At 61.9% G+C, this 19,203-nt stretch carries 16 protein-coding genes; 8 read left to right on the top strand and 8 right to left on the bottom strand.

The window, feature by feature from the left end; translation table 11 throughout:
- Positions 1–49: 49 nt before the first annotated feature.
- On the top strand, positions 50–517 hold the full coding sequence (locus tag C8267_RS08650) for a lipocalin family protein (protein ID WP_106634348.1): 468 nt from the start codon (positions 50–52) through the stop codon (positions 515–517).
- Between the two features lie 518 nt (positions 518–1,035).
- Here C8267_RS08650 and C8267_RS08645 read toward each other — a convergent pair.
- The 4 genes from C8267_RS08645 to thiL all read right to left on the bottom strand — a co-directional run bounded on the left by C8267_RS08645 (position 1,036) and on the right by thiL (position 4,784).
- On the bottom strand, positions 1,036–1,581 hold the full coding sequence (locus C8267_RS08645) for a hypothetical protein (protein ID WP_106634347.1): 546 nt from the start codon (positions 1,579–1,581) through the stop codon (positions 1,036–1,038).
- A 71-nt stretch (positions 1,582–1,652) separates the two neighbouring features.
- On the bottom strand, positions 1,653–2,261 hold the full coding sequence (locus C8267_RS11045) for a zinc ribbon domain-containing protein (RefSeq protein WP_234025737.1): 609 nt from the start codon (positions 2,259–2,261) through the stop codon (positions 1,653–1,655).
- A gap of 20 nt (positions 2,262–2,281) precedes the next feature.
- On the bottom strand, positions 2,282–2,617 hold the full coding sequence (locus C8267_RS08635; RefSeq protein WP_106634346.1) for a hypothetical protein: 336 nt from the start codon (positions 2,615–2,617) through the stop codon (positions 2,282–2,284).
- Between the two features lie 1,006 nt (positions 2,618–3,623).
- Positions 3,624–4,784 (bottom strand): thiamine-phosphate kinase, encoded by a 1,161-nt coding sequence (thiL, locus tag C8267_RS08630; RefSeq protein WP_106634345.1) that lies wholly within the window; start codon positions 4,782–4,784, stop codon positions 3,624–3,626.
- 94 nt (positions 4,785–4,878) lie between these two features.
- On the opposite strand from thiL, the gene C8267_RS08625 reads away from it, so the two are divergent.
- On the top strand, positions 4,879–5,454 hold the full coding sequence (locus C8267_RS08625) for an adenylate kinase (RefSeq protein ID WP_087359968.1): 576 nt from the start codon (positions 4,879–4,881) through the stop codon (positions 5,452–5,454).
- Between the two features lie 179 nt (positions 5,455–5,633).
- Here C8267_RS08625 and C8267_RS08620 read toward each other — a convergent pair whose 3' ends face one another.
- On the bottom strand, positions 5,634–6,248 hold the full coding sequence (locus tag C8267_RS08620) for a lysine exporter LysO family protein (protein WP_106634344.1): 615 nt from the start codon (positions 6,246–6,248) through the stop codon (positions 5,634–5,636).
- Positions 6,245–6,523, bottom strand: a complete 279-nt coding sequence (locus tag C8267_RS08615) for a LysO family transporter (RefSeq protein ID WP_087359961.1) — start codon at positions 6,521–6,523, stop codon at positions 6,245–6,247. The genes C8267_RS08620 and C8267_RS08615 overlap by 4 nt, the downstream gene beginning before the upstream one ends.
- Before the next feature lie 755 nt (positions 6,524–7,278).
- On the opposite strand from C8267_RS08615, the gene rpsF reads away from it, so the two are divergent.
- From rpsF to rplI, 3 genes are read left to right on the top strand one after another with little or no spacing between them, the layout of a single operon-like run.
- On the top strand, positions 7,279–7,623 hold the full coding sequence (gene rpsF / locus C8267_RS08610) for a 30S ribosomal protein S6 (RefSeq protein WP_087359958.1): 345 nt from the start codon (positions 7,279–7,281) through the stop codon (positions 7,621–7,623).
- 3 nt (positions 7,624–7,626) lie between these two features.
- Positions 7,627–7,905: a 30S ribosomal protein S18 gene (gene rpsR, locus C8267_RS08605; protein ID WP_087359955.1), complete on the top strand. Its 279-nt coding sequence runs from the start codon at positions 7,627–7,629 to the stop codon at positions 7,903–7,905.
- Positions 7,906–7,924: 19 nt separating this feature from the next.
- Positions 7,925–8,365: a 50S ribosomal protein L9 gene (rplI, locus tag C8267_RS08600; protein WP_087359952.1), complete on the top strand. Its 441-nt coding sequence runs from the start codon at positions 7,925–7,927 to the stop codon at positions 8,363–8,365.
- Positions 8,366–9,138: 773 nt separating this feature from the next.
- Here rplI and rpsA read toward each other — a convergent pair.
- Both rpsA and C8267_RS08590 read right to left on the bottom strand, forming a co-directional pair.
- Positions 9,139–10,941: a 30S ribosomal protein S1 gene (gene rpsA, locus C8267_RS08595; RefSeq protein ID WP_087359945.1), complete on the bottom strand. Its 1,803-nt coding sequence runs from the start codon at positions 10,939–10,941 to the stop codon at positions 9,139–9,141.
- Between the two features lie 328 nt (positions 10,942–11,269).
- Complete coding sequence (locus C8267_RS08590; protein ID WP_106634343.1) at positions 11,270–12,706, bottom strand: bifunctional metallophosphatase/5'-nucleotidase; 1,437 nt, start codon at positions 12,704–12,706, stop codon at positions 11,270–11,272.
- Positions 12,707–12,774: 68 nt separating this feature from the next.
- On the opposite strand from C8267_RS08590, the gene C8267_RS08585 reads away from it, so the two are divergent.
- From C8267_RS08585 to gcvP, 3 genes are all read left to right on the top strand, one after another.
- Entirely contained in the window at positions 12,775–14,445 is a 1,671-nt protein-coding gene (locus C8267_RS08585; RefSeq protein WP_087359939.1) for a nucleoside kinase, read from the top strand.
- A gap of 64 nt (positions 14,446–14,509) precedes the next feature.
- Positions 14,510–16,096: a sulfatase gene (locus C8267_RS08580; protein WP_106634342.1), complete on the top strand. Its 1,587-nt coding sequence runs from the start codon at positions 14,510–14,512 to the stop codon at positions 16,094–16,096.
- A gap of 154 nt (positions 16,097–16,250) precedes the next feature.
- Entirely contained in the window at positions 16,251–19,076 is a 2,826-nt protein-coding gene (gene gcvP, locus C8267_RS08575; RefSeq protein ID WP_106634341.1) for an aminomethyl-transferring glycine dehydrogenase, read from the top strand.
- Positions 19,077–19,203: the final 127 nt, after the last annotated feature.

Raw genomic sequence — 19,203 nt, 5'->3', positions numbered from 1 at the left:
TTAACCGTCGTACGGGTGCTGGGACGACAAACAAAAACTTAGTGCAACGATGAAAAAGTTGTTTTTCTTTGCGACCGCTCTGTTTGCGGCAGTCTCGTTTTCGGCATGCTCCGATGATGACAAAGACGATAACAAAGATGCGTCGATCATCGGAACATGGCAGATTACACGTGAGGTCGGCTATGAAATTGTGCCAGGAGAGGGTAAATTCGATAAGGATATAACCTATCCGATTGACGATGTGAACGACGATTACGGATTCTATTACACCTATACGTTCAACGAGGATGGTTCGGGCACATACAAAAGTTTCAATTATTATGAAGACAATCGGTTGCAGGAAGAGTGCCCCTTCAGATATTCTGTCTCAAATAATGTTTTGACAATTCCGGAAGAATACGAATATCACGGGACCTTCCGAATCGAGCAATTAACGGGAACGCAACTCGTTCTTTTCGAGGAAATCGACGACAACGGCCATAAGGCAGCGACGACATATACCTTCAGGAAAATCTGATTTGCGCCCATCGCATGAAAAGTGACAGACTCTGCGGGAAGGTTCATCCGTAAGACCTTTCGGCAGAGTCGGTCACTTTTTATTTCACTTATAACTGGGGGACACGATTTTTCACGCGATATGGACAAAGACAAACAGCCGGAACAGAATCGGAACCGAAAACATGCTCCACGTGCGGTCCCTCTTCCATCTCCTTGTCCCATCACCTTGTCCCAATCGAGGAGCAGCAACATCGGCCCCAGATTGTCGGCCGAAGAGGTATCGGGGACGGGGCGTAAGGTGGAATCGCTCCGGAAACGCCTTGCCGGATAGAACAAACCGACCCGCCGATGTCGGCAGGTCGGAAGGAGCGGCCGGGAAAAGGCCGGATGGAGAGAGGGGGGTGGATAACAACTTGCAACCGGCAGCCAAAGGCATTCACCTCGCACATAGGACGATACGGGGTGGGAAGAGTCTCACCCGGGACCGACGCCCGATGTGTTTTGCGTCAGGCCCTCCGGCCCCGGGAAGCCCGACGCCTAAATGCCGTAATGGTTGCGATAATACTGTATCAGTTTTTTCATCATGTTCATGGATTCATTGGAGGAGGCAACCTTGCATATGTCGTAGATTCCCTGAAACTTTCCTTGGAGCGTACCATACGGACCTTCCAACGAGACAACCGTTTTTGACTCGTCCGGAATAAGCTCGTCGATGTATGAAAACTTCAAGGTGAACTTTTCATCCGCTTCGTTTGTGCAATTCATCTGCATACACCGGGTGTTGTCTTCGGCGGAAAGGACGTCGTCCCGGGCGGATTCGACAAAGAGGATAAAATTCTTGTATACCTCCCCGAGATTCTCGAGCCGAACACCGATTATGGGCGATTTATCCTGCAGCTGGACAAAATAGAGGTAGACTGTTCCTCCCACGTATACATTGACATTCTTGCTCAAGGATGCATAGACCGTGGGGATTTTGTAAAAATAGGTGTTGGTTGAAAGGTCGTAGTTCCCGACTTTGTATTGCGCCGACGCATTCAGGCAGATGAACAATACTCCGAGAAGCGATAAAATCTTTTTCATTGTCTTCATTTTTTAGGTTAGTAATTCCGATTGCAGTTTGTTCCCATGCTCTTTCGCCGGGTTGCCCGCACCTACAAAAAGGCAAGTAAAGCGGCCAGAGCGCCAAAAAAGAGGAGGAGAATAATCAGGTCGATGATTGAGATGATAAATCCGGCGACGGCCAAACCTCTTGGCGCACTGAACAGGCCGATGAACGACAGAAGAAAGCCCAGAAACCAGACAACCCAGCCGACTCCCGGCATCCACGAAAGAATCAGAGAGATGAGCGCCAGGACGAATCCGGCCGTTCCCGCCCCGTTTGACGAACGAGCGGGTGGCTGCTGGATGACAATCGTCTGGCAGCGTTCCGCCTGCGGAGGCTCCTGAGTCTGGACGGCCGCATGAATCGGATGCCCGCATTTGATACATGTCGGGGCATAGCGGGAGACCTCCGCACCGCATGCGGGGCAATGAATCAACAATGGCTCCGGCTCCGACGGTTCGACCGGAGAAGCCTCCGGGGGAGTCCCGTCTGCCGCCTCAGACGGCGTCGCAACGGACGAGCGCCTCCTCTTCAGGAGCTTAACGAGAATCAGTACGACAACAATTGTCGGGACCAGTACCATGACTATAATACCTATGGTATCGTCATATTGCTGCACAAAGCCGGAGAGCAGTTCGAAGGGATTCATCTCTTCCATAATCTTCAAGGTTTAGGCCCTTATCGGGATGCTGTTTTCTTCCAAAGCGACGAGCGGGACGTTCTCCCGTTCATGTTCATGGAGGTTACCTCCCCGATTTTTTCGATTTCCAGTGCCCGGCTGTTCTGTCTGAGGTAGTTCCCGATTTGATTTGCGATGGCACGATGGGGCTCCCGCGTGTCGTCCCCTTCGCGTGCAAGGGCGCTCAGCATCCGTTCGTAATAGGGTCTGAACTCCTCTGGGAAGCGGCTGGTGATGCGGTGCGAATCGAAGGTCGGTTCGGCGATGTTTTCGTAGATGTACCTGCGCAACTGGTCATTGCCCAGCTCCTTGAGGATACGGTAGGTTTCGGTCATAACGGCAAAGGTTGGTTGTTGCCATTCGACTCCTGCATGGCGGGATTTGTACAAAAAGAAAGTGTGGAGTCGTTAGTTTATCTATGCAGAGGCTCTGGTAAAGCCCGAATGTAAATAAACAGATACAATACCCCACACCTGTATAGTATGGGATGTCATCCCCACATACCAATACAGATGATGAGTGTTGCAGCTATCCTTACATTCAGTGAAATTTTCCAGATTTCTGCATAAGGATAAAAGCCAAACACTTTCATCAAATATGTCCGTCGCCTGCGCGACACACAAAGATAGGAAATGTTTTTCAAACAACACGCTTCGGAAGGGGTATTGTAGACACTTCATGTCGAGTAATTGATAAATGTCCGGCCCGAAGTCATCCTTTCGGGCCAAAGCGCCGCAAGTGTTCTGTCACACGGAGCAAAGCGGTGTTTTCACCCGTGGGTGCTCCGACGCAACCCGTCGGAGTTGTTCCCAGGATGGGCCACACCACCCCCTCGCAGCCTCCGGACGCATTCTGTGCCCTCCTGCAGGCTGCCTCATCGGGCTCTCTTTCGTCAAGTCTTTCGGTTTCATACTTGTTCCGTTTTATGGATTACAGGGGCAAAGCTATCACGCGAGTGTGCCGAAGGCCCGCACACTGAAGCATCAAATGAGTAAAAACTCTGAAAAATTGCTGCAGATTCAGTTCCGGAAAGCCGGTTTGGGCCCAGTCACCCGGACAGAGGAGGGGCAGGGTTGTCGAGCCTTTTCGTTTCTGTGCCTGCCCTTCGTCGCAGCCGTGGGACACAAATGGAACAAAGGGCGGGAACTTTCCACCCTTTGCCGGAGTTGGGGCACGAGCAGGAACACCGGCAAGGCAAGGCGCGCACAGCCTCAAATGCTCCGCGTCGGCCAACCGTAGGACTCATATAATAAAAAGGGATGCTGTCACCCGCAGGTGACAGCATCCCTTTCTTACCTTGTGCAACGTCCGGACCGTGACCCGCCCCGGACACCGAGAGCTCTATTTTTTCTTCTGTTCCGGGGCCGAAGCAGCTGTGCTTTCCGCCGCAGAGGCGCCGGCGGTCGTGGCTGCCGAGCCCGTACCGGCCGAAGCGGTCGAAGCACCCGCGGCTCCCTTTGCCTCAATCTCCCCGTCGGGGAAGCCCTGGGCGCGCAGGCGGATGTTCGAGCCGTCGGGCGTCACCAGGCAGGCCCCCGACTCCTCGGAGGTGATGTGGCCGATGACGTCGATGCCCCCCATACGCATCACCTGCTCCTGCATGGCCAGCGGCACGGTGAAGAGCAGCTCGTAGTCCTCGCCGCCGTGCAGCGCCGCCACCACCGGGTCGGAGTGCATCTCCTCGGAGAGCTTCGTGGTCTGCTGCGCAATGGGAATCCGCTCCAGATAGAGCCTTACGCCGCACTTCGAGGCGCGGCAGAGCTGCAGCATGTCGCTCGCGAGGCCGTCCGAGAGGTCAATCATCGACGTGGGGACGATGCCCTCCTCGGCCAGTGCCTCGATGATGTCGGTGCGGGGACGCGGCTTGAGGTACTTCTCGAGCAGGTATTCGTAGCCCCCGAAGCGCGGCTCGGGGTTCTTCACGTCGCTCAGCACGCGCCGCTCGCGTTCGAGGAGCCGGAGCCCCATGTAGGCTGCGCCGAGATTGCCCGTGATGCAGACCAGGTCGTGCAGCCGCGCGCCGTTGCGGCGGACCACCCGCTCACGCTGCGCCGCACCGAGCACCGTGACCGTGATGACGAGCCCCGTCATCGAGGCGCGCGTGTCGCCCCCCACCAGGTCGATGTGCTGCTCGCAGCAGGCGAACGAGATGCCCTCGTAGAGGTCCTGCAGCGCCTCGACGGGGAGCTTCGACGAGACGCCGAGCGACACGGTCAGCTGCCGCGGCAGGGCGTTCATCGCCAGGATGTCGCTCACGCCGGCCGTCACCACCTTGTAGCCCAGATGCTTGAGCGGGAAGTAGGTCAGGTCGAAATCGACCCCTTCGTAGAAGGAGTCGGTCGTGCAGAGCACCACCTCGTCGGCCGACGGCGCGATGACCGCCGCATCGTCGCCCACACCCACGAGTGTCGAAGGATTCGTGGGGGTAAAGTCGCGCGTCAGCAGGTCGATGAGGCCGAACTGACCGAGCGTTGCGATTTCCGTGCGCTGTTTCTTCTCCATGATTATAAATTTTTTTACAAATCTAACGAATCTTTGGCGTATCTACAAAAATTAGCGTATTTTTGTCCAGCTAATCACATAAACGGTTCAATTCATGATAAACATCGTTTTATTCGGCGCGCCGGGCTGCGGCAAGGGCACCCAGGCCCAGCGCCTCAAGGAACACTACGGCATCGAGCATGTCTCGACGGGCGAGGTCATCCGCGGCGAGATTGCCCGCGGCACCGAGCTGGGACGCAGCATGGAGTCCTACATCAAGGCCGGCAAGCTGGCCCCCGACCAGATTGTCATCGACATGATTGCCAACTACGTGGCCGAGCACCGCGACGCCAAGGGGTGCATCTTCGACGGCTTCCCCCGCACGACGGTCCAGGCCGAGGAGTTCGACAAAATCCTCGCCAAGAACGGACTCAAGGTGGACATCATGATTGACATCCGCGTCCCGGAGGAGGAGCTCGTCAAGCGCATCCTGCTGCGCGGCAAGGATTCGGGCCGCGCCGACGACGCCTCGGAGGAGGTCATCCGCGGCCGGCTGGACGTCTACCACAAGCAGACGGCCATCGTCTCGGACTACTACACGGCACAGAACAAGTACGCCTCGGTCGACGGCGTGGGTACGATGGACGAGGTCTTCGACCGCATCGCCGCCATCATCGACAACCTGAAGTAACGGGGGCGTCGCCGGGCCGTTCCCGCCGACACGTCTCCGACAGAAAGGGGAGCATCGCCACCGCGACGCTCCCCTTTTTTCGTGCGCAACGCTTCACGCGGCGGCCCGCAACCGCGGGCGGACCCGCCCTCCGCCGGCCGCTCCTGCGCTATGCCGGTACAGTTACCCGCCCGGCTTCACTACCGGCAGAAGTGGCCGACAAGCAGCGGCACGCTCAGCTCGAGCGCCAGCCCGTGGAGGACGGCCAGCGGGATGAGCTCGCTGCCCGAACTGCGGACAATCATCGGCAGGCAGACATCCATCGAATTGATGCCCGCCACGGAGATGGGCGCCAGTCGTCCGCCCAGGCGGGCGAAGAGCGGAATGCCGAAGAGGGCGACCAGTTCGCGCATGATGTTGGCCAGCAGCGCCACGGTGGCCAGCGCCGCAGCGTCGGCCGCACCTCCCTTTAGATTGGTAATCAGCACCGACGAGAGCGAATAGTATCCGAAGCCGCTCCCCACGGCGAGGCAGTCCATCAGCCGGAGGTCGCGCAGCAGAAAGACCGCCAGCCCCGAGAAGAGCAGCGTCCCGGCAATGGTGAAGAGGGGCAGCAGAAGCATCCGCCAGCGGAACCCGCGCAGCGAGGCGAGCACCTCGCGGTCGCCGCCGAGCGTGATGCCGACCAGAAAGACCAGCCCCGAGAGCAGCACGAGCGGCAGCCCTGGGTGAGCCAGCGCAGCGGGTGCCGTCCCGGTCATTCCGGCGGCAAGTCCCAGCGCAAGACAGGCGAAGATGAGCAGATTCTCCTTCATCGCGCACCTCCTTTCCCGAAGAGAAGCCGCGCCGCCAGCCATGCGGCAACGAGGCTTCCCGCGATGCCAAGGGCCGCAATGACGACGGCCTGACGGCCGAACTGACCGAACTGACTGAGAAGCTCCCCGTGGGAGCCGGTCGAAAAACCGATGACAAAGACCAGCGCCAGCACGACGAAGCGGATGCTCCGCCCGGCGAGGGCCACCACCCGCCGCCCGCGCAGCAGGTAGCCGATGCCGATACCCGACATCAGGAACAGAATAATCGTAAACATGGATTGACTGATTTTCAAGGTTATAAACTGCGTACAGCACGCCGGCGCACGTCCTCCTCAGACACGGACCGGCCGACCTTGGCCGACGGCCCCGCGACGGGGAGGCAGCACCTCGCTGCGGGCGCTTCGCTCCGGAAGGCCCGACCCATCAGCCGCCGCACCCCCGAACGGACCGGCGACAAACCTTGTCAGTCAGATGAAGCCGCTGAACCAGTGGACATGGACCCGGAAGGCACGCGCAATGACGCACCTCCGACCGTAGTAGATATGTCCCTTTCTGCGATACATGGTTCAACGAATGGTTCCGGCCGCAAAGATAGCGCGTGCGGACAAGATTTCCAAATCACCCTCTGCGTCGCCCGGAGAGTGCCGCCCGGCCCGGAGACGTTTGCAGGCACACGGAAGCCGGGCGTGCAACCAAAAGCACCGGACAGAGCATCCCGCGCACCCGAATCGAGGCAAAAGAGGCCCCGACATACCACCCCCTCCGACCGTCCGTAAGCCCCCCTCGCCGCACCGGGCCACTTCCTTCTGTCCGCACCAACCCACCTGCCGCCCCGCACCGGCGCCTCTTCTGCCCGCGCCGGCAACCCGTTTTCCACACACCGGCCGGCATCCGCGCCCTGCACAGCCCCCGAAATATCGGAAAATCAGCGTCCGAACGAAAAAATTTCGGCGCCGCACTTTGCACAGTCTCCGTTTTTTGTTATCTTTGCACCCGCTTTAAGCCTAATTAATTTTTAATTACAAGCATCATGAACAATTACGAAACCGTTTTCATTGTCACGCCGGTACTGTCCGATGCACAGGTACAGGAGGTCGCTGACAAATTCCAGGGCGTCATCACCGAGAACGGCGGTCAGATTGTGAACAAGGAGTCGTGGGGCCTCAAGAAGCTCGCCTACCCTATTCAGAAGAAGACCACCGGTTTCTATTTCCTCATGGAGTTCACCGGTGAGGGTTCGCTCATCAACACGCTCGAGACGCAGTACCGCCGCGACGAGCGCGTGATTCGTTTCTTAACTTTCAAGCAGGACAAGTACGCCGTGGAGTACTCGGCTAAGCGTCGTGCAAAACTTTCTAACAAGCAGGAGGAGTAAACCATGGCACAGGAGAACAAGGCTCAATCGGAAATCCGTTACCTCAACCCGGTGACGGTAGACGTCAAGAAGAAGAAGTACTGCCGTTTCAAGAAGCTCGGCATCAAGTACGTGGACTACAAGGACGGCGAGTTCCTGAAGAAGTTCCTCAACGAGCAGGGCAAGATTCTGCCCCGTCGTCTTACGGGTACTTCGCAGAAGTTCCAGAAGAAGGTGGCCCAGGCCGTCAAGCGCGCCCGTCATCTCGCCATCCTGCCCTTCGTAACCGATTGCATGAAATAATTAAAGAGGAGGAGAGACAATGGAAGTCATTCTGATTAAGGATATGGATAAGCTGGGCTACGCCAACGACATCGTGAACGTGAAGCCCGGTTACGCAAACAACTACCTGATTCCCCAGGGATACGCCAAGGTTGCCACCGCAGCCGCCAAGAAGGTGCTCGCCGAGAATCTGAAGCAGCGCGCCCACAAGGACGCCAAGATTCTGGCCGACGCCCAGGCTCTGGCCGAGACCATCGCCAACCTGCCGCTCACGCTCAACGTGAAGGCCGAGGAGGGCAAGCTCTTCGGTACGGTGACCGCAGCCGACCTGGCCGAGGCACTCGCAGCTAAAGGCATCGAGGTGGACCGCAAGCTGATTGTCGTCGAGCCCATCAAGACCGTGGGCGAGTACGAGGCAACGGCCAAGCTGCACCGCGAGGTAAAGGCTACCATCAAGTTCTCGGTAGTCGCTGCCGAATAAGGCATCGTCTCAACACGACAAAGGCCTTCCGCTCAGCGGAGGGCCTTTTTGTTTGGGTGCGCCCCAGGTGGCGGCCCCACGACGTTACTCGGCGGTCCGCTGAGGAGCAAAGCTCCACAACAGACCTTCCCTCCGGCAAGTTGTCCAGACGGCAAGCCGGTTCAGACGGCAGGCCGGTCCAGACGGCAAGCCGGTCCAGACGGCAAGCCTCCGTTTCTACCCGCATTCTGTCAGACAAGCCCAGCCTTCCGGTCCCGGGCCACTCCAAACCTTCCCTGCCCAACCGCGCCAACCTTCTGCAGACGCGCTATTGCGCTGCGGCCGCACCCAAGGCTCAGCCCAGCCTCACACACCCAAAAGCCTCCACCCGGCCGCGCCACGCTGACGCCGCACTCAGCCGCACTCCTCCGCCCTCGACACCACCCCAATGCCGCCCCGGCACCGCCCCGTCCCGCCATCCTGCCCGAATCGGCCTGCCCCACCACGCTCGTCCCTCTTCCGGCACTTCTTTCTCTCCTCCTCCGACCTCGCCGCACGGGATTGGTTGCCCCGCACCCTCGCGTTCACGCTCTCGCCCAACACGCCCCCCTCACCCTTAATCACAACTCACACGCTCGCCTGCACACACGACTCACCGCACCGCGACAGCCGCCTCTATCCTGTCCCGCGCCGTCGCCACCGCCACCGGAACCGCCACCGGGACCGGACCAGGCACAAAAAAACGCCCGCACCACTCAAGGTGCGGGCGTCGGTATTACCGAATAACCGAAGAATTACTTCTCGTTCTTCTCGGCATTCTCCATGGCGGCCTTCAGAGCGGCCAGACCGGCGATGTCGCCGAGGGTCGTCTTCTCGACCGAAGCGTTAATCTTCTTCACCGTCGACTTCGTAGCGTCGGCAGCAGCGCGCTTCTCGGCCTTCTCGGCAGCGATTTCAGCCTTCTTGGCGTCCGAGTAGGTACGCACGTGCGAAAGCGTGATACGCTTGGTAGCCTTCGAGAACTCGAGAATCTTGAATGCCAGCTTGTCGCCGACCTTCGGCATCGAGCCGTCCTCCTTGGTGAGCTGACGGTTCGGGCAGAAGCCCTCGACGCTGTCACTCAGTGCTACGACGGCACCCTTCTCGGTCATCTCGGTGATGGTACCCTCGTGGATGCTGTCGATGGGGAACTGCTTCTCGAACTCGGTCCAGGGGTTCTCCTCGAGCTGCTTGTGACCGAGCGACAGACGGCGGTTCTCCTTGTCGATTTCGAGCACAACCACGTCGATGTCGGCACCTACCTGCGTGAACTCACCGGGGTGCTTGATTTTCTTGGTCCAGCTCAGGTCCGAAATGTGAATCAAACCGTCGATGCCCTCCTCAATCTCGACGAATACGCCGAAGTTGGTGAAGTTGCGCACCTTGGCCGTGCACTTCGTACCGACGGGATACTTGGTCTCGATGTTCTCCCACGGGTCGGGGGTCAGCTGCTTGATGCCCAGCGACATCTTGCGCTCCTCGCGGTCGAGCGTCAGGATGACGGCCTCAACCTCGTCGCCCACCTTCAGGAAGTCCTGAGCCGAACGCAGGTGCTGGCTCCACGACATCTCCGAAACGTGAATCAGACCCTCCACACCGGGAGCAATCTCGACGAATGCGCCGTAGTCGGCCATCACAACCACCTTGCCCTTCACGTGGTCACCCACCTTGAGGTTGGGGTCGAGTGCCTCCCACGGATGCGGGGTAAGCTGCTTCAGACCCAGAGCGATGCGCTTCTTGGCATCGTCGAAGTCCAGGATAACGACCTTGATTTTCTGGTCGAGCGAAACAATCTCCTCGGGATGGTTTACGCGGCCCCACGACAGGTCGGTGATGTGAATCAGACCGTCCACACCGCCCAGGTCGACGAATACGCCGTAGGAGGTGATGTTCTTGACCGTACCCTCGAGAATCTGACCCTTCTCGAGCTTCGACATGATAATCTGCTTCTGAGCCTCGAGCTCGGCCTCGATGAGGGCCTTGTGCGAAACGACCACGTTGCGGAACTCCTGGTTGATTTTCACAACCTTGAACTCCATGGTCTTGTCGACATATACGTCGTAGTCGCGAATCGGCTTCACGTCAATCTGCGAGCCGGGCAGGAAGGCCTCGATGCCGAACACGTCGACAATCATACCGCCCTTCGTACGGCACTTGATGTAACCCTTGATGACCTCGTCCTTCTCGAGGGCCTCGTTGACGCGGTCCCACGACTTGAGCTGACGGGCCTTCTTGTGCGAGAGCAGCAGCTGGCCGTTCTTGTCCTCGGCCGACTCGACGTAGACCTCTACCTTGTCGCCTACCTTCAGGTCGGGGTTGTAGCGGAACTCCGAAACGGGAATCACACCCTCGCTCTTGTAGCCGATGTTGACGAGAACCTCACGCTTGTTGATGGCGGTAACCGTACCCTCGACAACCTCGCCGACAGCTACGTTCGACAGCGTCTTGTCGTAGGCCTCGGTGATTTGCTCCTTGGGCTGGTCATAGACACCCAGGTCGTTCTCATAGGCGTTCCAATCGAAATTCTCGTTGGCAACGGCAGTTTTGTTTTCTTCCATTGTGGAAAGTTTTGCGATACAATCGCTCGTTAAATGGTTAATAATTAAGTTCATACCCGGAACCATGCGCGCATGTTGCGCGTATGCGGGACTGCAAAGCTACATCTTTTTCGCTGAAAATCAAATTTTTCAGCCGATTTTCGGCCGATTTGCCGCCAAGACCCGCTCCGGGAAAAAGGCCGGGCCTCCCTCCCGCTGCCGGGAAGAAGGCCCGCAAGGCACAAGATGAGGACGCCCCGTCGTCAGTGCGACCCTGCTCCGGATCAGTGCGACGCCGCTCCAAGGTCAGTGCGACGCCGCTCCGAAGTCATGTGACGCCGCTCCGAGGTCAGTGCAACCCGGCTCCGAGGCGGACGACACGCTGCCGCGCCTCGTTGTCGGGGTGCAGCGGGGAGTCCTCGCGCAGCTCTTCGAGCAGGACGCCGGCCACCTCGTCGTCAAGGATGCGGCCATCCGCATACTCCAGCGCGCGGTAGTTGCGGAAAATGTAGTCGTTCATCGCCACGCGGTAGAGGCGTCCTTCGAGCAGCTTCGGGAAGCGCACGTCGAGGGCCCGGTCCTCCGCATCGACAACCAGTTCGTAGGGGGTCGTCGCTATGAGGTCGATGCGGTGCGCCTCCTTCAGGTTCACCGTATCGTTGTACTTCTCGACAATCATCCGCCGCATCTGCGCGGGGGTCATCCGCATCGCGGCCACATGGGTGCCGAAGGGCTCGAGTCCGTAGACCGTGGCAGAGCTCACGGCCCCCTTTTCGACGCGGTCGAGCCGCACGCCGCCCACGTGGTAGAAGCCCACCTCGGCATCGGCGCAGTCGGCCACCGCTTCGGCCATCCAGTTGGCAAGCCCCTGCTTGTCGGCCGCCTCGGCCAGACTCCCCACCGGGGCGTTCAGCTCGGGCGAGGCGTAGATATCCGTCACCAGAGCCTCGTATTCGGGCGCAGGCTCGTAGTCGGAGAGCGGCACCACGCGCGTCTCGACGCCCACCAGGCGATGCCCCTTCAGACGGAGCACCGTCACCCCGACGTTGCGCAGCTCCTTGCCCGTCTGCAGCAGGGGCGTCCCCCCGACGAGGGTGTCGACCACCACGTGGGTGTGGCCGCTCAGCAGCAGGTCGTAGTCGCCGTTCGAAGAGAGGAACTCGCGGTCGCGGTCGTCACCCATGTGCGACAGCAGCACCAGCACGTCGACCTTGTCGCGCAGCTCGCGGGCGCAGCGCGCCGCCGCCTGCTGCGGGTCGGGGAATTCGAGGCCGGCGTAGCTCGAGTCGTTGCCCGCCGGATGGCCCGGGCCCTCGTAGTTGGTCACCACGCCGACGAAGCCGATGCGCACGCCTCCGCGCTCGAGGATGGTCCAGGGGGCCATCTGCGGGAAGGTCGCCGTGTCGCTCACCACGTTGGCGCAGACCACCGCGAAGCGCATGCTGTCGAGCATGCGCCCCAGAAAGGCCTGTCCGTAGTCGAACTCATGGTTGCCGAGCGTCGCCACGTCGAACCCCAGACGGTTCATCAGCGAGAGCATCGGCATGCCGGGCGTGGGGGCCTTGTCGACAAAGGCGTTGCCCGTCCAGCGGTCGCCGGCATCGGCCAGCACCACGTCGCTCACCGTGTCGCGGCAGCGCTCGACGGCCGCGGCCAGACGGGCGAAGCGCTCGATTTTGGCGTGCATGTCGTTGGTCGACAGAATGACCACAACCCGTTCACGCGGTGCACAGGCCACCGTCACAAGGGCCGCCAGCACCGTTACAAAGCGGAAAAGCATTTTCATATTCTCGGTATTCGTTTGCCAAAATTACAAATAATTTCTACCTTTACACATTGAGACATTGAAAAAACATGACCGACACCGTTCAAGTCATCTACGAAACATCCGGCGAGCGAATCCGGATTCCGATGGGCACCTCGCTGCTCGAACTCGCGCGCAAGGTGACCCCGGGCGACCACCCCTTCCTCGCCGCCTACGTCAACAACCGCATCCGCGAACTCAACTACCGCATCTTCTCCCCCGTATCGCTGCGCTTCGTCGACATCACCTCGTTTGCGGGGCTGCGCGTCTACCAGCGCACCTCGTGGTTCCTGCTGCAGCTGGCCGCGGGCGAGCTCTTTCCCGGCAAGCGGCTCCACATCCGCCACTCGATGGGACAGAGCGGCTTCTACTGCGAGATTGAGGGCATCGAGCGCTTCTCCCCGGACGCCGCCGCACGGCTCAAGGAGCGCATGCGGCAGCTGGCAGCGGCCGACATGCCGATTCGGCGCGAGAAGCTGCCCACCGACGAGGTGCGCGCCCGCTACACCGAGCTGGGCTTCGACGACAAGGTGGCGCTGCTGGATACGCGTCCGCGCCTCTACAGCGACCTCTATACGCTGGGCGACACGGCCGGCTACTTCTACGGCTCGCTGGCCCCCTCGACCGGCTACATCACCCTCTTCGACATCACCCCCTACTACAACGGCTTCTACCTCTCGCTGCCGCTGCGCACGGCGCCCGACCGGCTCCAGAGGGAGGTGCACCAGGAGAAGATGTTCGACATCTTCCGCGAATACCAGTCGTGGGTCCGCATCATGGGCGTCCCCACGGTGGGCGACGTCAACTCGAAGGTGCTCGCCGGCGACGCCGGAGGCATGATCAAGCTGGCCGAAGCCTTCCACGAACGCAAGTTCGCCCAGACGGCCGACGCCATTCTGGAGGCCAACCGCACGCGCGGCACCCGCATGGTGCTCATCTCGGGCCCCTCGAGCAGCGGCAAGACCACCTCAGCCAAACGCCTCGGTCTCCAGCTGGGCGTGCTGGGGCTCAAGCCCGTGCTCATCTCGCTCGACGACTACTTCGTCGACCGCGAGCATACGCCCCGCGACGAAAACGGCGAGTACGACTACGAGGCGCTCGAGGCCATCGACCTGGAGCTCTTCAACGACCACCTGCGCCGCCTGATGCGGGGCGAGAGCGTCGACATCCCCCGCTACGACTTCATCACCGGGCGCCGCACGTGGCACAACGCGCCGCTGACGCTCGACGAGCGCTCCATCCTCGTCATCGAGGGCATCCACGGCCTCAACCCGCGGCTGACCCCCGCCATTCCCGACGAGCAGAAGTTCCGCATCTACATCTCATGCTTCACCTCGGTGGCGATGGACAACCTCTCGCGCATCGCCACCACCGACAACCGGCTGCTGCGCCGCCTCACGCGCGACTACCAGCAGCGGGGCTCCGACGCGCTGGCCACCCTCTCGCGCTGGGCTTCGGTGCGGCGGGGCGAGGAGCGGCACATCTTCCCCTATCAGGAGAATGCCGACGTGATGTTCAACTCGTCGCTCTTCTACGAGATTTCGGTGCTGCGCCCCTTCGCCGAGAAGATTCTGCGCGAGGTGCCCGACACGGTTCCCGAATTCGACGAGGCGCGCCGCATGCTCAAGTTCCTCGACAACTTCATCCCCATTGCGCCCGACGAGGTGCCGCCCACCTCGATTCTGCGCGAATTCATCGGCGGCAGCAGCTTCAAGTACTGACCCCCGCCCGAGTACCGGAGAGCAACGACCCGCAACATTCAGAACCCACCACCCCCGCACCCGCATGGAAAAAAGCCTTCTTCTGGCCGCGGCCGCCCTGCCGCTCGCAGCCCACGGAGCCGCCGGAGCTACCGGAGCGGCATCCCGCACCGAGGACGCGCCGACGCGCCGTCCCAACATCATCCTCTTCATGGTCGACGACATGGGGTGGCAGGACACGTCGGTCCCCTTCTGGAGCGAACGGACCCCCTACAACCGCCTCTTCGAGACCCCCGCGATGGAGCGGCTCGCCTCGATGGGAACGCTCTTCACGCAGGCCTACGCCTCGAGCATCAGCTCCCCGTCGCGCTGCAGCCTGCTCACGGGGTGCAACGCCGCACGCCACTGCGTCACGAACTGGACGCTCGAGCGCGACAAGTCGACCGACCACGAGAGCCCCACGCTGCAGCTGCCCGAGTGGAACGTCAACGGCATCCTCCAGTCGGGCGAGGTCGACCGCACCTTCCGCGCCACCTCCTTCGTCGAGCTGCTGCGCCGCAGCGGCTACCACACGATTCACTGCGGCAAGGCTCACTTCGGAGCCATCGACACCCCGGGCGAAGACCCGCACCACTTCGGCTTCGAGGTCAACATCGCCGGCCACGCCGCCGGAGGTCCGGCCAGCTATCTGGGCGAGCAGAACTACGGCAACCGCACCGACGGCGCCCCGCAGTCGCTCTTCGCAACGCCGGGTCTTGAACGATACTGGGGCACGGATACCTTCCTCTCGGAGGCGCTCACGCGCGAAGCGCTCCACGCGCTCGACAAGGCCCGCCGCTACGGCCAGCCCTTCTTCCTCTACATGGCGCACTACGCCGTCCACGTCCCCGTCGACCGCGACGCCCGCTTCTTCGCCAAATACAAGGAGCGGGGGCTGAGCGACCGCGAGGCGGCCTACGCGGCGCTGGTCGAGGGAATGGACAAGAGCCTGGGCGACCTGCTCGACTGGCTCGAACGCAACGACGAGCTGCAGAACACCATCATCCTCTTCATGAGCGACAACGGCGGTCTGGCGGCCGAGGGGACGCGCGACGGCGCGCTCCACACGCAGAACGCCCCGCTCAACAGCGGCAAGGGGTCGGCCTACGAAGGGGGCATCCGCGAACCGATGCTCGTCTACTGGCCGGGCGTCACGCGCGGCGGCGAGCGATGCGACGACTACCTGCTCATCGAGGACTTCTACCCCACCATCCTCGAGATGGCGGGCATCCGCCGCTACCGGACCGTGCAGCCGATTGACGGACGCTCGTTCGTCCCACTGCTTACGGGGCGCGGCCCGAACCCCGCACGCGGGCGCTCGCTCTACTGGAACTGCCCCAACGTCTGGGGCCCCACGGGCCCGGGCATCGGCCCCACCTGCACCATCCGCCGCGGCGACTGGAAGCTGGTCTACTACTACGAGGACGGCCGCCGCGAGCTCTTCAACATCCGCCGCGACATCGGCGAGCGGGAGGAGCTCTCCGCCTCCGAGCCGCGCCGGGTCCGCGAGCTGTCACGCCGTCTGGGACGCTTCCTGCGCCGGGTCGGCGCCCAGCGCCCCTCGTTCAAGGCGACGGGCGAGCCCTGCCCCTGGCCCGACGAGATTGATACGAAGGCCCCCGGGGGCCGATGAGCCGCACCGCCGGAGGCACCGGCACAGCACCGGGCAGAGGCACAGCACCGGGCAGAGGCGCAGCACAAGACAAGGCAACACAATACAAAACACGATACGGAACGCAAAGACAACCAACGCATAACCCGCAAAAACTCAATAACCAACGAATCCTATGTTCGACAAATTCTCCGACCGCCACATCGGCGTCACCCGCGAAAACGAACTGAAGGCGATGCTCGACACCATCGGCGTCGGCTCCGTCGAGGAGCTCATCGCGCAGGTCATTCCCCAATCCATCCGGCTCAAGAAGCCGCTCGCTCTGCCCGCCCAGGGGATGAGCGAATACGAATTCTCGGCCCACATCCGCGCGCTGGCCGACCGCAACCGCACGCTGCGCTCGTTCATCGGCATGGGCTACTACCCCTGCGCCGTGCCGGCCGCCGTGTCGCGCAACGTCTTCGAGAACCCCGCCTGGTACACCTCCTACACCCCCTATCAGGCCGAGATTTCGCAGGGCCGCCTCGAGGCGCTGCTCAACTTCCAGACTGCCGTCATCTCGCTCACGGGGATGGAAATCGGCAACTGCTCGCTGCTCGACGAGGGAACGGCCGCAGCCGAGGCGATGCTGATGATGTTCGCGCTTCGCTCGCGCGAGGCAGTGCGCGAAGGACGCAACCAGCTCTTCGTCGACCGCAACATCTTCCCCCAGACGCTCGACGTGCTGCTCACGCGCAGCGAGCCCTTCGGCATCGAGCTTATCATCGACGAGTACGACGAGTATGAATTCACGGGCAAGGAATTCGGCGCCATCGTGCAGTACCCGGCCGCCAACGGCCACCTGCGCGACTACTCGGACTTCACCGCCGCGGCCCACGCCAAGGGGGCGCTCGTGACGGCCGTGGCCGACCTGCTGGCCCTGGCGCTGGTGAAGGCCCCGGGCGAGTGGGGCGCCGACATCGCCGTGGGTACGGCGCAGCGTCTCGGCACGCCGATGGGCTTCGGCGGTCCGGCCGCCGGCTACATGGCCACGCGCGAAGCCTTCAAGCGCCACATGCCGGGCCGCATCATCGGCGTCTCAGTCGACCGCCTGGGCAACCGCGCGCTGCGCATGGCGCTCCAGATGCGCGAGCAGCACATCAAGCGCGAAAAGGCCACCTCGAACATCTGCACCGCCACGGCCCTCATGGCCTCGATGACGGGCTTCTACTGCGTCTACAACGGTCCCGAGGGGCTGCGCCGCGCCGCCCTGACGGCCCACCTTGCGGCCGTGACCGTCGCCCGCGGGCTCGAGGCGCTGGGCTACACGCTCGCCGCACACGACTTCTTCGACACGCTCGAGGTCGAGGCCGAGGCGGCCGTCGTCCAGTCGCTGGCGCTCGAGCAGGGCATCAACTTCTACTACCCCTCGGAGGAGCGCGTGCGCATGTCGTTCGACGAGGTGACCACCCCCGAGGAGGTCGACCTCGTGCTGCACATCTTCGCCCAGGCGAAGGGCCGCAAGGCCAAGGCGACGAAATACGCCACCGAGGAGAGCATCCCGGCCGCCCTGCGCCGCCAGTCGAACTACCTGACCGAGCCGGTCTTCCACGCCTGCTGCTCGGAGAACGAGCTGATGCGCTACATCAAGCGGCTCGAGCTGCGCGACATCTCGCTGGCCAACTCGATGATTTCGCTCGGTTCGTGCACCATGAAGCTCAACGCCGCGGCGCTCATGCAGCCGCTCTCGCTGGCCGGCTTCCAGAACATGCACCCCTTCGCCCCGGCCGACCAGGCCGAGGGCTACATGGAGCTCATCGCCGAGCTCGAGCGCGACCTGGCCACCATCACCGGCTTTGCCGCCTGCTCGCTGCAGCCCAACTCGGGCGCCGCGGGCGAGTACACCGGTCTGATGGTCATCCGCGCCTACCACCAGAGCCGCGGCCAGGGCTACCGCAACGTGGTGCTCATTCCCGCCTCGGCCCACGGCACGAACCCCGCCTCGGCGGCGATGGCCGGCATGAAAATCGTGACGGTCGCCTGCGACGAGCGGGGCAACATCGACGTCGAGGACCTCGAGGCCAAAGCCCGCGAGCACAGCTCGGAGCTCTGCGGCCTGATGGTGACCTACCCCTCGACGCACGGCGTCTTCGAGAGCCGCATCCGCGAGATTGTCGACGCGGTGCACGACGCCGGCGGCCAGGTCTACATGGACGGCGCCAACATGAACGCCCAGGTAGGTCTGACCAACCCGGGCTACATCGGCGCCGACATCTGCCACCTGAACCTCCACAAAACCTTCGCCATGCCTCACGGCGGCGGCGGTCCGGGCGTGGGCCCCATCTGCGTGGCCGAACATCTGCGTCCGTTCCTCCCCTCGCATCCGATTGTCGGCACGGGCGGCGACGAAGGCATCACGGCGGTGGCTTCGGCCCCGTGGGGCTCGGCCATGCTGCTCCCCATCACCTACGGCTACATCAAGATGCTGGGTGAGGAGGGTCTGCGCCACGCCACCGAGATGGCCATCGTCAATGCCAACTACATGTCGGCGGCCCTCGCTCCGGAGTTCCGCACCTACTACTCGGGCGAGACGGGCCGCGTGGGCCACGAGATGATTCTCGACCTGACGCACTTCAAGCATGACTACAACATCGACTGCGGCGACATCGCCCACCGTCTGATGGATTACGGCTTCCACGCCCCGACGCTCTCGTTCCCCGTCCACGAGACGCTCATGGTCGAGCCCACCGAGTCGGAGCCCAAGGCCGAGATGGACCGCTTCATCGAGGCGCTCGTCCAAATCAAGCGCGAGTGCGAGGCGGCGGTCGGCAAGGCGGACAACGTGGTGGTGAATGCGCCCCATACGGCCGTCGAGCTGGCTGGCGAGTGGACCCATCCCTACACGCGCATGGAGGCGGCCTTCCCGCTGGAGTGGATTCGCCAGGCGAAGTTCTTCCCCTACGTCTCGAAAATCGACAACGGCTACGGCGACCGCAACCTCTGCTGCCGCAACCTCGACTAACCGGGAGCGACACGCTCCGATGCTTCGGGGGCGGCGGCCGCAGGCTGCCGCCCCTGCCTTTTGTCCCGGAAGGAGGCCGAAGGCGGGTGTCCCGAAGAGGAGGCCGGAAGAGGAAAAGGGGACCCGA

Origin of the sequence: Alistipes sp. Marseille-P5061 (assembly GCF_900290115.1) — a bacterium.
Taxonomy (GTDB): domain Bacteria; phylum Bacteroidota; class Bacteroidia; order Bacteroidales; family Rikenellaceae; genus Alistipes; species Alistipes excrementigallinarum.
This window is presented reverse-complemented; position numbering and strand designations above follow the sequence as displayed.